Origin of the sequence: Paenibacillus sp. Dod16 (genome assembly GCF_049893405.1) — a bacterium.
Classification (GTDB): Bacteria; Bacillota; Bacilli; order Paenibacillales; family Paenibacillaceae; genus Paenibacillus_AQ.
The window spans coordinates 70,306-84,720 of the sequence record NZ_JBNDYG010000038.1 but is presented as its reverse complement, the minus strand read 5'-3'; the positions used below and the strand labels follow the sequence as shown (position 1 = coordinate 84,720).

12 protein-coding genes are annotated in these 14,415 nt (G+C 48.1%); 3 read left to right on the top strand and 9 right to left on the bottom strand.

Going from position 1 to position 14,415, the window contains the following annotated elements; genetic code table 11:
- From ACPV3A_RS25720 to ACPV3A_RS25705, 4 genes are all read right to left on the bottom strand, one after another.
- The gene (locus tag ACPV3A_RS25720; RefSeq protein WP_076321199.1) at positions 1-507 is read right to left on the bottom strand and encodes a DUF4178 domain-containing protein; all 507 of its coding nucleotides are present in this window, start codon (positions 505-507) and stop codon (positions 1-3) included.
- Positions 508-537: 30 nt separating this feature from the next.
- Positions 538-942: a DUF350 domain-containing protein gene (locus ACPV3A_RS25715; protein WP_071218177.1), complete on the bottom strand. Its 405-nt coding sequence runs from the start codon at positions 940-942 to the stop codon at positions 538-540.
- A gap of 205 nt (positions 943-1,147) precedes the next feature.
- The gene (locus tag ACPV3A_RS25710; RefSeq protein WP_071218178.1) at positions 1,148-1,816 is read right to left on the bottom strand and encodes a PspA/IM30 family protein; all 669 of its coding nucleotides are present in this window, start codon (positions 1,814-1,816) and stop codon (positions 1,148-1,150) included.
- 90 nt (positions 1,817-1,906) lie between these two features.
- The gene (locus tag ACPV3A_RS25705; RefSeq protein WP_220685730.1) at positions 1,907-2,929 is read right to left on the bottom strand and encodes an NADH:flavin oxidoreductase/NADH oxidase; all 1,023 of its coding nucleotides are present in this window, start codon (positions 2,927-2,929) and stop codon (positions 1,907-1,909) included.
- Between the two features lie 166 nt (positions 2,930-3,095).
- Between ACPV3A_RS25705 and ACPV3A_RS25700 the strand changes: the two genes are divergently transcribed.
- A complete protein-coding gene (locus ACPV3A_RS25700; RefSeq protein ID WP_426202049.1) occupies positions 3,096-3,935 on the top strand; it encodes a polysaccharide deacetylase family protein in 840 nt (279 codons plus the stop codon).
- A 93-nt stretch (positions 3,936-4,028) separates the two neighbouring features.
- Here ACPV3A_RS25700 and ACPV3A_RS25695 read toward each other — a convergent pair whose 3' ends face one another.
- From ACPV3A_RS25695 to ACPV3A_RS25685, 3 genes are all read right to left on the bottom strand, one after another.
- Positions 4,029-4,754, bottom strand: coding sequence for a 3D domain-containing protein (locus tag ACPV3A_RS25695; RefSeq protein ID WP_220685732.1), 726 nt, complete (start codon positions 4,752-4,754; stop codon positions 4,029-4,031).
- A 185-nt stretch (positions 4,755-4,939) separates the two neighbouring features.
- Positions 4,940-5,662 carry an amino acid ABC transporter ATP-binding protein gene (locus ACPV3A_RS25690; protein WP_194542092.1) on the bottom strand — a complete coding sequence of 241 codons (723 nt, stop codon included), beginning with the start codon at positions 5,660-5,662 and terminating at the stop codon, positions 4,940-4,942.
- The gene (locus ACPV3A_RS25685) at positions 5,649-7,091 is read right to left on the bottom strand and encodes an ABC transporter substrate-binding protein/permease (protein ID WP_194542091.1); all 1,443 of its coding nucleotides are present in this window, start codon (positions 7,089-7,091) and stop codon (positions 5,649-5,651) included. Before ACPV3A_RS25685 ends, ACPV3A_RS25690 begins: the two co-directional genes overlap by 14 nt.
- Before the next feature lie 556 nt (positions 7,092-7,647).
- On the opposite strand from ACPV3A_RS25685, the gene ACPV3A_RS25680 reads away from it, so the two are divergent.
- Positions 7,648-9,399, top strand: a complete 1,752-nt coding sequence (locus ACPV3A_RS25680) for an alpha-glycosidase (RefSeq protein WP_426202046.1) — start codon at positions 7,648-7,650, stop codon at positions 9,397-9,399.
- Between the two features lie 119 nt (positions 9,400-9,518).
- On the opposite strand, the gene glgA is transcribed toward ACPV3A_RS25680, so the two are convergent.
- Positions 9,519-10,958, bottom strand: a complete 1,440-nt coding sequence (gene glgA / locus ACPV3A_RS25675; RefSeq protein ID WP_426202044.1) for a glycogen synthase GlgA — start codon at positions 10,956-10,958, stop codon at positions 9,519-9,521.
- Positions 10,955-12,946 (bottom strand): 1,4-alpha-glucan branching protein GlgB, encoded by a 1,992-nt coding sequence (glgB, locus tag ACPV3A_RS25670; protein WP_426202042.1) that lies wholly within the window; start codon positions 12,944-12,946, stop codon positions 10,955-10,957. Before glgB ends, glgA begins: the two co-directional genes overlap by 4 nt.
- Before the next feature lie 223 nt (positions 12,947-13,169).
- Between glgB and ACPV3A_RS25665 the strand changes: the two genes are divergently transcribed.
- A complete protein-coding gene (locus ACPV3A_RS25665; RefSeq protein WP_426202041.1) occupies positions 13,170-14,384 on the top strand; it encodes a glucose-1-phosphate adenylyltransferase in 1,215 nt (404 codons plus the stop codon).
- Positions 14,385-14,415: the final 31 nt, after the last annotated feature.

The window sequence follows — 14,415 nt, the reverse complement described above, 5'->3', positions numbered from 1 at the left end:
CTAAGTCGCCCGGATAACTCGAACGTCCCCCGGTATCACTTTCTCGCCTTCATACAACATAAACCGCCCGTTCTGCCATTCAATCCGCAGCAGCTTGTAATCGTCCGATTGGTATTGCCATACGTGCTGCTCCCCGCTTTGCGTAAACGCGGTACGACCGGTAATCGAAACATGCCCCCCATATTCCTCTTCCAGATGAAATACATGATCGTCCAAATCGATGATGGATGGTACCTCATCGGGAGAATCCAGCCGTCCATCGATCGGAGCGTATAACGCGTACTGTACCGTCTCGCGTTCTTCGATATGAAGGTAAGCAATGGTGCTGCCATCCTGCAGCGTCAAGACGACCGCATTACGACCGCGATTGTGCACGCGACCCGTGACTTCATAAGTGACCAGAGACACTTCGCAAATATCGCCAGGAGCCAGCTGCAGCATGCTTTTCTCTACCTTGGGCGGCTCCGGCTTACTAAATAAATTGCTGATTCTTTTCCACATACTCATCTTTCCTGTCCCCTATCTCCATTATGCGTTCTATAGGCAAGCGGTAATAATTAACGCCCCAACCACATGCAGCGAACCTGCAAACAAACCGTATCCCGTCTTTCCCTCGCGAGTCCCTTTGTCAAGGTTCAGCTTGCCGAAGTTACGAAGCATGAGCTCTGTTAACGATTCGAGAACCAGCAATATGATAAATGAAATGATCGATACCACAATGGCCTCAAGCAGATGATATGACGTTCCGATCGACACGGATAAAATATACCCTTGTGCGAACAGCTTCAGTATCAGTCTTGTGGTTACCGCCATATTACCCGCTTTCACTTCTTCAAGATCGTTATATTTCGTGAACAGGGAATCCACAAACATCAAAACAAACAACAGCAGCCCACCGACAGCTGTCCAAAGCAATACACGCAAGATCATATCAAAATCCATCTCTAAGCCTCCACATTCAACATACAAACAAACTCCTTGAGCTCGAACTGCTTCAATCGAAGACAGACGTTCATAAAGGGGATGTGCTCCATGTATATCTACGATCAATCAAACAAAAGCGAAGGAGAAGCACAGCTGTATTCAGCCCTGCTGTTTCTCCCTCGCCCCCTAAACTATATTACCTGTTAGACCACTGAATCCGTTTTTACTTGTTCTCGTATTGCTTCATCAAGGCTGCAAGCTCATCCTCAACGACTTTGTCCTTGCCAAGGTTCTCAAACTCTTCATCAAGGGATTTCTCTTTTGCCGACATTTCATTGCTTGCTTCCGCACGTGCTTCCATAGCGAGCATCTTCTCTTCCATACGTTTCAATCCAGCCGATGCTGTGTCGGAACCAAACCCGTTCATCGCTTTGTTGATCTCGGTTTGCGCTTTAGCCGCATTATAACGGGCGACCAAAGTTTCGCGCTTGTTCTTCATCGCGGTAAGCTGCTTACGCATTTCTTCCAGCTTGCCGCGCAGATTGTCAGCTGCCAGTTTGTTCTGATCGTAGCTTGCTTTGTACTCATCACGCTTGGCCTCGGCGGCCTTCTTCTCTTCCAGCGCGCGGCGGGCAAGATCAACGTTTTGAGCTTGTGCTGCCGTATGAGCCTGCTGCGTCCGTTTTTCAACAAGTGCAGCTTGCTCTTCATAAAGTGCTTTAAAGCGTTTCTCGATGGCAATTTGCGAAGCTACTGCTTTCTCGGCATCCTCAAGATCTTCCGTCATATCCCGAATGTACTGATCCGTCATTTTAATCGGGTCTTCCGCCTTGTCGATAATGGCGTTAATATTGGACATGGTCAAATCGCGCAATCTTTTAAATATGGACATCGTTCTCTTCCTCTCGCTTTCACTTTAAAATACTGGTATATGATTAATGTTTACGTTCCATGATCCAAAACGTTTCAAAATATTTTTTATTTAATATCCCCGTTCATACTGCTTGGGAACTTTCTGACCTCCATCAAGCGCCTTGGCGGCGTGAACAGCCCAGTAGGGATCCCGGAGCATTCCCCGGCCGATCGCCACCAGATCCGCTTTGCCTGACAAAACCACCTCTTGCGCGGCATGGTAATCATCCAGCATTCCTACCGCAATCACAGGCACCTTTAACAGCTGCTTGAACTCTGCTGCCAGATCCACCTGGTAACCGGGCTTCGCTTCCGGGCCGCCATTTGCGCCGACCTGGCCTTCTCCCCCCGAGGAGATATGAAAAATATCGACGCCGGCATCCCGGTAACGTGTGCAGACTTCCGCGCAGTACTGCACATCGTAGCCTCCGTCCACGTATTCTTTCGCAGATACCCTCATAATGATCGGCATGCCTTCAGGCAGCACTTCTTTAACCGCTTGAACAACCCGCTCGCCGAATAGCGGAAGATCTTGACCATATTCGTCACTGCGCTGATTCGTGAGCGGCGAATGAAACTGATGAATGAGATAGCCATGGGCGCCATGAATCTCAACGGTATCGAACCCGGCCTCAACAGCTCGACGAGCGCCTTCCTGGAAGGCTTGAATGAGCTCTTCCACTTCCGCCCCGGATAGCACCTTGGGCATTTTGTAGTGGGAGCTGAACGGAATCGCAGAAGGGGCCACCGACGGCTCTGCATCCTGCGCTTTTCTTCCGGCGTGCCCAAGCTGGATACCAATCTTGGTTCCATAAGAATGCACGCTCTCCACAATACGGCGGTAGGCCGGAATCTGGTTGTCGTCCCATATCCCCGTATCCTGATTCGTGATCCGTCCATCCGGATGGACACCTGTCATTTCCACAATAATTAAGCCTGTACCTCCTACGGCACGGCTGACGTAATGAACAAAATGCCAATCATTCGGAATCCCGTCCTCGGCTTGAACGGAATATTGACACATCGGTGGCATAACAATGCGGTTCTTGAGGGTCAAATTCTTGAAATTGTAAGGTGTAAACAAGTCTGCCAAGCGATTATCTCCTTCCATATCCAAATGATCAAGATGTAATAAAATCTGATACCGGTTATTATACACCTTTCTAAGGGAAAACTAAAAATCATCGCATTCCCATATTGAGGATAATCCCCCAATCAACTGGGCATACCATATTAAAAAGCTAAAGGGGCCGATCGTGATGTTCAAACGATACCGCGCAGGAAGCTACCTGTTGTGGATTATGTTACTCTTTTTAATAGGGCCGGACATCCCGGCAAATGCATCCGATGTACATCGTTTGTCACTTCACCCCCAAGACACTTCGGTCATGTCGGAGTCCAGTCAGCATGCCAATCAAAGCAAGAACCAAATTTCAGACGATGCGCCGTCTTTAAGTCAATTGCTGAGAAAATACCCGGATACCTTTCGCTCTAGCGGACCCCGGGTCAAACAGATCGCTTTGACCTTTGATGATGTTCCGGATCCCCGATTTACCGGCAAAGTTCTGGACGTCCTTAAAGAGTATCAAGTAAAAGCCACATTCTTTGCAGTGGGGGAACGGGCCAAAAAACACCCCGATCTCGCAAAACGAATCCATGATGAAGGTCACGCCATTGGCAATCACTCCTATAATCATGCGCAGCTGAACAAGTTGAGCCTGGACAAATTTAAAGGCCAAATCGAACGTACCAACACGATCTTGAAGTCACTAACCGGTGTGGATCCGCGGCTAATCCGTCCACCTTACGGCGATATAAATGAAGAGCAGCTACAGTGGGCACGCAAAAACGGATACAAAGTCGTGAATTGGAATGTTGACTCGCTCGATTGGAAAGGTCTGCCTATGGAAGAGGTTAAGAGCAACATTCTGTCAGCTGTCGGACCAGGCTCGATCGTACTCCAGCATGCCGGAGGTGGCGTGGGATCGGACCTAACCGGAACGATTGAAGCGCTCCCGGATATTATTACCGAACTGCGGAGAAAGGGATATAGCTTCGTGACACTGCCGGAGATGTTAGGCGTGTCAGAGTCGAGATAGATCCCCATAACATAAAAAGACGGCTGACTGGAGCATTAATCCAGACTAGCCGTCTACCATATTAAAATTGTTTTTCGATGATGATGGATTGAATTATTCGATAATGAACAATTTGATATCCTGGATGCCGAATTGCTTCACGGACGATTGGGAACCCGGGATGAAGATATCAATCTTATTCCCTTTAATAGCCCCGCCGATATCACGTGCTTCTGCCACAAATGCCTTTTTCGGCAGACCTGGATGCTCATGCCCTGTAACAAGCACCTTGGTGCCGAGCGGAATGATTTTTGGGTCGACAGCAATCGTACCAAGCTCAAGGGAATTTCCGAAGTAATCAACAGCGCCCCATTTGCCGTTCTCGCTTGCAGCAGCAGAATATGCGGTTGCTTTGACGGACAATGTTTTGCTGTAATTAAATGTCTTGCCCCATGCTTCCACTACATTCTTCTCAGGGGAAACGCTCAAGCTAGGCGTAAACCCGGAAGCGCCTGGAGCGATGGGTGCAGCAGACGCTGTCGAGTTCATCGATACCGAGCCGGGAATGGTGATTTTCAGACCAGAGTATATATTCGTTGCTTTAATTTTCGGATTGGCTTTCATCAGCTTGTCCATATTAACACCGTACTGTTTGGACAAATAATAGAAGGTATCGCCGTTCTTCGCTACGTGTACGGAGCTTGCATGGGCTTGCAAGCCGCCTCCGGCAAAAGTCATGCCTAGCGCAACGGCTGTAATGGTAAACCATTTTGCTGTTTTTCCAGCGATCTTATGGTTGAGTCCACGATGTTTAGTCCATGCTTTCATTTGTTGTAACATCTAAAGATGCCTCCTTATATGTAACTTGGTAAATCGGATGTAGTATGTCAACGAACATGAATATATCACAATTTTGTAACCTATACTGCAAGCAATTGTTACCAATACGCAAACAAAAACAGCGACAATTCCTGAAACAATCAGGTATAGCGCTGTTTTCGTCTGATGCAATGTAGATATAAAAGTTACAAAACCTTACTTAAAAACTCTTTCGTACGAGGATGGGTCGGATTGCCAAACAGCTGGTCCGGCGTACCTTCCTCTACGATTTTACCGCCATCCATGAACAGGATCCGATCTCCCACTTCCCGGGCGAAGCCCATCTCATGGGTGACGATGACCATCGTCATCCCGCCATCGGCAAGCTTCTTCATTACCTCCAATACCTCACCCACCATCTCCGGGTCCAGTGCGGAGGTTGGTTCGTCAAACAGCATGACATGCGGCTGCATCGCGAGTGCTCGCGCTATGGCGATTCTCTGCTTCTGTCCACCGGACAGCTGGGAAGGATAAGACTCCTTCTTATCCTGCAGCCCCACCGACTTTAGCAGCTCGTCTGCAGTAGCCTCGGCTTCCTTCGCCGAGACCCCCTTCACCTGAATAGGAGCAAGCGTAATATTCTCGATGACCTTCTTGTGAGGAAACAGGTTAAACTGCTGAAACACCATGCCCATTTTCTCGCGGGTAGCATTGATATTGTGATTCTTGGCGGTGATCAGCTCACCCTCGAACGAAATTTCGCCGCTGGTCGGCACTTCAAGCAAATTGAGACAGCGTAAAAAGGTGCTTTTTCCGGAGCCGCTCGGTCCGATGACAACCACCACTTCTCCTTTTGCAATCTCGATGTTAATGCCCTTCAATATTTCCAGCTTGCCAAATGATTTATGAAGATCCTTAACGGTTATCACTTGCACTCAACTTCCTTTCCCAGACACCCAGAAGCTTCGAAAGAACGAATGTCAGTATAAAGTAGATCAGGGCAGCCACAAGCAGCGGATTTAATGCCGCAAAGGTCATGCCGCGCAAAATCTGTGCTTGATACATAATATCCACCACACCGATAAAGGAGACGATGGAGGATTCCTTAATGATGACAACAAACTCATTACCGATGGCAGGCAAAACGCCTTTTAACGCCTGCGGCAATATAATGTGGCGCATCGCTTTGCCCTTGGTCATTCCGAGGGAACGTGCGGCCTCCAATTGACCGCGGTCCACGCCTTGAATGCCGGCACGGAATATTTCAGCCAGATATGCCGCACTGTTGATAGAAAGCGTCAAAATACCCGACTGTATCGGTGAGAATTTAATATCGAACGCCGCCAAACTGTAATGAATAATAAACAACTGCACCAGCATCGGGGTACCGCGGATGATCTCGATATAAGCGGTAGCCAAAAACTTAAGGATTTTGACACCCGACATCCGCATTAAAGCGATAATCAGACCGAGAATGAATCCGAAGAATACACCAAGTGCCGAAATAAGCAGCGTAAACTGGATGCCCTTGGCATAATAATCGCGATATTTCCAAAAGAATTCAAATGTGTTCAGATTCTCTGCCTTACGGCCTGCAGCCAGGTCACTGGCCTCGTCGACAAATTTCTGGATCTGGTCATTCTCCTTCAAGCGCTCAAGTGTAGCATTAATGCTCTTCAGCAGCTCTTCGTTCCCTTTACGAACCCCGATGGCATAGGCGTCGTTCTCAGCCGTCGGTTTAGCGTCCGTGATCGCCATCGTTGCTTCATTCATATTGGTCTTTGCGATCGGATACTCGGCGAGGACAACATCCACGCGTTCAGATTCCAGCTGCAGCAGCAGGTCCGGGATTTTATCCAGTGATATCACATTGGCTTTCGGGATTGTTTTTGCAATGGACTCCTGAATGGAGCTTTTCTGAACCCCGATCCGAGCTCCCTCCAGGCTTTCAAGCGTGTTGAACTTTAGCGCATCTTCCTTACGGACGACGACCGATTGTTCCGCTGCATAATAAGGCTCGGAAAAATCGATGCTTTTTCGGCGTTCTTCCGTCGGATTCATGCCCGATATGACGAAATCCACGCGTCCGCTCGTCAACTCTGGCAAGAGTGCATCAAAGGAGGTGTCCTTAATAATGAGCTCGGCGCCAAGATCCTTGGCGATTTCCTTCGCGATGTCGATGTCAAATCCGACGATGGTATCCACGCCATCTATCGTTTTATGGAACTCATAAGGTGCATAATCGGCACTCGTACCGAGAATCACCGTTTTCTTCTCACCCTCCGCATGGACGATACTGCCAAAAGACAGCACAACCACCATGAACAGGGTCATCCACGCTGTAAATTTACGTTTCATATGTCTCGTTTCTCCCCTAACTGTTACGTATAGATTCAATCATAGAAAAAATGCAACTGAGTCATTATAAAACAGGATGCATGAATATGCAATGAAAATTCATCGGCTCTTATGATCATCATACTTAATATAAGCCTTACTAATTGCGTTTGTTTCATTATTTTAATACAATGGTCAATTCATCATACACATAGGATTATGTAACTCTTCATTCCTTTAATCATTTAAACAAATAAATTAGGGGATAAAATCAGTAGATAGCCATATTGTGGATAATACTTTGCCCATATAGCCAGTACGGGACATACATTTCTTCCTTCATATTAATGTAAATACAGGACTTCAGCATTACCCATTAGGTGATAAGAGGATCTAGGGCAAACTCCTTTTTAATGATGCATAATCTATCCGTTCCCTTCCCATCTTATAATAGCGTATGAAATCCGGCACATGATAAATGAACGGTTCCCGGACTGTCTCTTTCACTCCATGATTCATGCAAGCCAGCAGTTGGTTATTAATTAGCTATAGCTTTACTCATATAGGAGGTGTAACCATGCTGTTAGAAGCACTGTATCATGTTCCAAGAGATAAATGGGCTTATGCATATGATACAAAAACCATTCATCTTCGGATCCGAACCAAGAAAAACGACATTGATTCTGTTGTTGCCATGACCGGCGACAAATACGATTGGGACCGTACGTACTTCGAGATCACCATGGAAAAGGCCGCCTCGGATGACATGTTTGATTACTGGGAATGCGGAGTCAGGCCGAAATACAAAAGACTGTCCTACGGCTTTCGGATTCATGCCGGAGATGAGACGGTATATATGGTGGACAGCGGGATTGGATGGGACTATCCTTATCCGCCTGCAGGTTACTTTGAATTTCCGTACATACATGAGGTCGATGTATTCAAAGTACCGGAATGGGCCAAAGAAGCCGTGTTTTATCAAATTATGACTGAACGCTTTGCTAACGGAAACCCCGCCACCAATCCTGAAGAAACCGAGGCCTGGGGCGGCAAGCCGGAGGTGGATAATTTCTTCGGCGGTGATCTGCAGGGCGTGCTGGATCATCTGGATGATCTCGTTGATCTGGGTATAAACGCCATTTATTTTACTCCGCTTTTCCTCTCCCCCTCCAATCATAAATATGACACGGTTGATTATAAACAGGTGGATCCGCACTTTGGCGATAATGAGTTGCTGAAAAAAGTAGTAGATTCTTGCCACGCAAAAGGCATTCGAGTGATTCTCGATGCGGTATTCAATCACTGCAGCGAGGAGTTTCCTCCCTTTCAGGACGTGCTGAAGCACGGGGAAAAATCCAGATATGCCGAATGGTTTCATGTGAACCAGTTTCCATGCGAGGTCAAGGATGGCATTCCCAGCTATGACACCTTCGGCTTTTTCGGAAATATGCCGAAATTCAATACCGCCAATCCTGAAGTGAAGGCGTATTTGCTAGGTGTAGCCGAATATTGGATCAAGGAAATCAATCTCGACGGCTGGCGTCTGGACGTTGCCAATGAAATTGACCATCATTTTTGGCGGGATTTCAGACAGGTAGTCAAGAAAGCCAACCCTGAAGCTTATATCGTGGGCGAGGTGTGGTCGGACTCCTTAATCTGGCTGCAGGGTGACCAGTTTGATTCCGTGATGAATTATCCTTTTGCCGATAAGGTCCTGGAATTCTTCAATGGCAACATGGACGGGCTCACGTTTGCCAACCGCATCGGTTCGATCCTGATGCGATATCCGCAGCAGACCAACGAAGTGGTCTTTAATCTGCTGTGCAGCCACGATACGCCGCGGCTGCTTACCCGTGTGGGTGGAGATATCCGGCGCATGAAACTCACGGTTGTATTTCTGTTTACATTCATGGGAACGCCGTGCATCTTTTATGGCGACGAAATCGGATTGACAGGGGACGGAGATCCCGACTGCCGCAAATGCATGGAATGGGATCCTAAGAAACGAAATCAAGAGCTCTATAAGTTTTATCAAGGGATGATCGCGCTTCGGAAAAAGCATAAGGCGCTGAGACAGGGACGCTTCCGCTTCCTGCAAGCGAATCTCCATGATCCTTGCATTGTGTACGAGCGTGCGGACGAGACCATGCATTTTATCGTCTGGATGAACAACAGTGACTCGAAGCGGACCATCTCGCATCCTATTGTCACGACCGATTGGATTGATGCCGAGACGAAGGATCCCGTAAAACCGGTAAACGGTACGATGCATATCGATTTAGAACCATACTCGTATCGAATTTTATGCCGACAATTGAAACATTCGTAAACCCATCTTATGTAAACCACTGACACCGTAAAATCCATACCAGGCTTTAACGAGCATAGGGGTGCAAGGATAGCAGCGTTATTCAGCTATCCTTGCACCCCTGTGTCTTGTTGCCGTTTTTAAGCATGAGATTTGGTGATTTGCTGGTAGATCTCCTGATATTCCTTGGCCGAAACGTTCCAGCTGTAATCTCCGCCCAACGCATTCTTGCTCACTTTACGCCAGTGCTCAGGCTGGCGGTAAATAGCGGTCGCGCGCCGGATCGTGTTCATCATATCATGCGCATTGTAATCCTTAAAGGAGAATCCATTCCCTTCCCCCGTATATTCGTTGTATGCATGAACTGTATCATTCAGTCCGCCTGTTTCGCGGACAATCGGCACACTGCCGTACCGCATGGCGATGAGTTGGCTGATACCGCACGGTTCAAATTTGGAAGGCATCAGGAACAGGTCGCTGCCAGCGTAGAAGCGCCGAGATAACGGTTCATTAAAGCGAATCTGGGCCGACATTTTATTGGGATACCGATTCGCCGCTTCCCGGAACCAATGTTCATAAGAAGGGTCCCCCGTTCCCAGGACAACAAATTGAATCTCATCGTAGTAGAGCAGCTCATCCAGAATCCGAATGACCAGATCGAGTCCCTTCGAATCGACCAGCCGCGTCACCATGGACATCAACGGAATATGCGGTGCCACGGGAAGATTCAACTCTTCCTGCAAGGCAATTTTGTTCTGCGTTTTTTTATTCAGACCGCTCCGGTACTTCATCGCGATATGCGAATCGGTCGCCGGGTTGTAGCTCTTGGTATCAATGCCATTCACGATACCGCTTAATCTCGAACCTTGGGCTGACAAAAGCCCATCGAGGCCGTATCCGTAATAACCGGTCTGAATCTCCGAGGCATAAGTCGGGCTTACCGTCGTTACATGGTCTGCATAGACGATGCCCGCTTTCATGAAATTTACGTTTCCGTAATATTCCACGCCTTCCGCTGTAAAATGGCGGCTGTGGATTCCAAGCAGATCGACCAGCACCTCGTACGGAAACACACCTTGATACAACAAATTGTGGATTGTAAATACGGTTCGTATTCCCGCATAGTAGGGATCATGACGGTAGACATCTTCAAGGAGAAGCGGAATCATGGCCGTATGCCAATCATGGCAGTGAAGCACGTCCGGCTGAAAGTCGATAACCGGCAATAGCTCAAGGACGGCACGGTTGAAGAACGAAAAGCGTTCGCCATCGTCCATGTAGCCGTAAATGCCGTCGCGGCCAAAATAATATTCATTATCTATGAAATAGATCGTGACCCCGTCCTCAACCAGGGACTCGATGCCGCAATACTGCTCGCGCCAGCCTACCCGAACCCGGGTTTCCCCTACATGCGCCATGCGCTCCCGGTAGTCCTCAGGAATTCCCAGATATTTGGGCAGAACCACCCGAATATCCTCGCCCATGCCATGAAGGGATTTAGGCAAAGCAGCGATCACATCCGCCAATCCGCCTGTTTTGATGTACGGTCCACATTCTGAGGCTGCAAATAACAATTTCAATCCTGCTTCCCCCTTTCATTTCGCTTGGTTTTTCGTGCCGTCTTTTCTTTTACTTCTGCCGCCTTCAGTGAAACGTCCTCTTGAGCCCGCGGCTTTCTGGAACGCGGCTTTCTGGAACGCGGCTTTTTCTTTAACACCACCATGCTCAGCGGAGGCAGCTTGATCTCGAGGCTGTATGTTTGGCCATGCCACACCGTTTTCTCCGCTTTCATGACTTCGTTATTGACCAGTCCGGAGCCGCCATAATCGGTGTGATCGGAATTCAATATTTCCACGTACTGCCCCGATCTCGGTAAGCCGATCCGATATTGGTCATATGCCCGGGGCTGAAAATTAATGACGATGATCAGTGTATCACCAGGTTTTGTGCCCATTCTCATGTACGATAGGACACTTTGCTCATGATCATCGGCGCTAAGCCACTCAAAGCCTTCCCACCTGTGATCCTGCTCCCATAGCGCCTTCTCCTCCACATACATGCGGTTTAACGCTGACGTGTAAGCCAGCTGCTTCCGGTGGCTTTCGTAGTCCAGCAGCAGCCAATCCAGCTGCTCCTGATCCTTCCATTCAATGAACTGGCCGAACTCGCCCCCCATAAACAGCAGCTTCTTGCCGGGCTGGGTGATCTGATATCCGAGCAAAATCCGGAGCCCCGCAAACTTCTGTTCATAACTCCCCGGCATTTTATTAAGCAGTGATTTCTTCCCATGAACTACTTCATCGTGGGACAGCGGTAATGTAAAATTCTCTGAATAGGCATAACAAATGGGAAATGTTAGTAAATTATGATGGGTAGGCCGCTGATCGAATTCTTGCTCCACATAGGACAGCGTATCATTCATCCAGCCCATGTTCCATTTGTAATTAAACCCGAGACCTCCCTCGTGCACGGGTGCGGTAACCCCTGCCCATGCGCTGGATTCCTCGGCCATCATCAAGGCATTCGGGTAATATCGAAACATGGCTTTATTCAATTCCTGCAGAAAGGATATCGCTTCAAGATTTTCCACCCCACCATGCGCATTTAGGCTGTACTGACCTTCTCGCTTTTCAAAATCCAGCCGGATCATGCTTGTCACGGCGTCAACACGAAGTCCATCAATATGATACATATCCATCCAAAATAAGGCATTGGAGATGAGGAATGAAATCACCTCTGGCTTGGCATAATCGAAAGACAATGTTCCCCAGCCCGGTTTCTCTGCTTTTTGCGGATCTGCGTACTCATAAAGAGGCGCCCCGTCAAACAGCCGAAGCCCGTGGGCATCCTTGGCAAAATGTGCGGGCACCCAGTCGAGCAGCACGCCGATACCCGCTTGGTGCAGCTGATCAACAAGATACATGAAATCATGGGGACTTCCATATCTGCTGGTCAACGCAAAGAATCCGGTTCCCTGATACCCCCATGAAAGGTCATACGGATGCTCAGCCAAGGGCATGAATTCCACATGGGTATAACTCATCTCAAGCAAGTAAGGAATCAGCTGGCCCGCCAGTTCGCGGTATGTATAGAACGAGCCGTCCTCCTTTTGCCGCCAGGTTCCAAAATGCATTTCATATATGTTCATCGGCTTGGTGTAAGGGGATTTGTTCTTTCTTTTCCATGCAGCATCTTGCCAATGATATCCAGAGAGGTCGGTCACAACCGATGCCGTTGCAGGTCGAACTTCGGCTTGAAACGCGTATGGATCGGCCTTCAAGAACGTTTCTCCATACGGTCCGGTGATATGATATTTGTAATAAGTTCCAGTCTGCATCCCAGGGAAAAACCGACTCCAAATTCCCGAATCGGGTATCCTATATAACGTGTCTTGGGAACCGTCCCAGCCGTTCCAGTCTCCGGCAAGACCCACCTGCCTTGCATTTGGAGCCCATACCGTAAAACGCACGCCTTCTTCTCCATCTTCAGTTGCACGGTGTGCGCCCATGCATTGGTAACTGTGATACCAGGTTCCTTCATGAAATAAATACAATTGTTCCGGAGTCATGTTTCCTTCCCTAACTGCTTGGTTCAATCATCGTCACCCGCTTTTTCTTAAAAATCCAATATTATTAGTGCTATTACCCCATTCTAACCATGTTGAAAATAAAAAATGTCCCTGAAAAATAATTTTGTAATTTTCATTTTACTTTTTCAATATAATCGTTTCAAACCCCGGGAATGTCGTTTATGTAATGTACAACGTGAAAATACATTGGGAGGGAAACGTGATGAAGAGAAAAGACTGTATTGCTATGCTTCTGGCCGGTGGAGAGGGTAAACGATTAGCTCCCCTTACGTCCAAGCTGGCAAAACCCGCCGTTCCTTTTGGCGGACATTATCGTATAATCGATTTTCCTCTCAGCAATTGTGTGAACTCCGGAATCGATACGGTTGGAGTACTTACACAATATGAGGCAGAATCATTACACGAACATATCGGTGAAGGTGAACCCTGGGGACTAACACATACAGGACGCGAAGGCATTGCTCTGCTTCCATCCAACAGTACACACCAAGATGGATACTTGGGTACAGCAGACGCCATTTATAAAAACATTCCATACATCGATGATCAAAATCCCGAACACGTCCTTATTCTATCCGGGGACCATATTTACCAGATGGATTACCGCGAAATGCTTGAAGCTCACATGAAACAAGCGGCTCCTGCAACGATCTCCGTGATGGAAGTGCCATGGGAAGACGCCAGCCGGTTCGGCGTCATGAGCGTTGATGACAATCTCAATATCATTGAATTTGCCGAAAAGCCGGCAGAACCGCAAAGCAACCTTGCCTCAATGGGTATTTATTTGTTTCGTTGGGACTATCTGAAGCAGCACCTCATTGAGGATGCGGCTGATCCAAACTCCAGCCATGACTTCGGGAAGGATGTCATCCCGAAGATGCTGTCCGGAGAAGAGTCGCTGCTTGCGTTTCGCTTCCAGGGCTACTGGCGCGATGTGGGCACCGTAGAGAGCCTCTGGGAAGCCCACATGGATGTGCTAAGCCAAAACGAGCTTGTTCTTGAGAGATCCGATTGGCCCATGTATACCCGTGCATGGAAGACCAAACTTTCGGCAGCGCGGACACGCAATGCGGAACACACGGACTGCTTGATTCATGACCAATGCACCTTCGAAGGAAAAGCCAAGAGCTCCGTTATATTCTGCGGTGCGGAGATCGGTAAATACTCCATCGTTAAGGACAGTGTGGTCATGCCGAATGCCAAAATCGGCAAAGGTGTCCATATCGAGCATGCTATTATTGGCGAGGGAGCGATCATCAAGGATGGAGCCATTGTTAAAGGAGCCCTTGGCAACGTTGTGGTCGTTGGACCTTACGAGACCGTGCTTCCGAAACCAACCATTCGTACCCAACCGTCCCGACTGCTTCAGGATGTATACGAAAAAGGACGCTTGCGGGCGAATGTCTCTTCATCTTAAACGAGTTTCTTCAACAGAATATTAGCTCTGA

What these genes read in the sequence shown, in the direction of transcription:
- ACPV3A_RS25720 (WP_076321199.1), bottom strand. Translation starts at nt 507, where the DNA reads ATGAGTATGTGGAAAAGAATCAGCAATTTATTTAGTAAGCCGGAGCCG.
- ACPV3A_RS25715 (WP_071218177.1), bottom strand. Translation starts at nt 942, where the DNA reads ATGGATTTTGATATGATCTTGCGTGTATTGCTTTGGACAGCTGTCGGT.
- ACPV3A_RS25710 (WP_071218178.1), bottom strand. Translation starts at nt 1,816, where the DNA reads ATGTCCATATTTAAAAGATTGCGCGATTTGACCATGTCCAATATTAAC.
- ACPV3A_RS25700 (WP_426202049.1), top strand. Translation starts at nt 3,096, where the DNA reads ATGTTCAAACGATACCGCGCAGGAAGCTACCTGTTGTGGATTATGTTA.
- ACPV3A_RS25695 (WP_220685732.1), bottom strand. Translation starts at nt 4,754, where the DNA reads ATGTTACAACAAATGAAAGCATGGACTAAACATCGTGGACTCAACCAT.
- ACPV3A_RS25685 (WP_194542091.1), bottom strand. Translation starts at nt 7,091, where the DNA reads ATGAAACGTAAATTTACAGCGTGGATGACCCTGTTCATGGTGGTTGTG.
- ACPV3A_RS25680 (WP_426202046.1), top strand. Translation starts at nt 7,648, where the DNA reads ATGCTGTTAGAAGCACTGTATCATGTTCCAAGAGATAAATGGGCTTAT.
- glgB (WP_426202042.1), bottom strand. Translation starts at nt 12,946, where the DNA reads ATGACTCCGGAACAATTGTATTTATTTCATGAAGGAACCTGGTATCAC.
- ACPV3A_RS25665 (WP_426202041.1), top strand. Translation starts at nt 13,170, where the DNA reads ATGAAGAGAAAAGACTGTATTGCTATGCTTCTGGCCGGTGGAGAGGGT.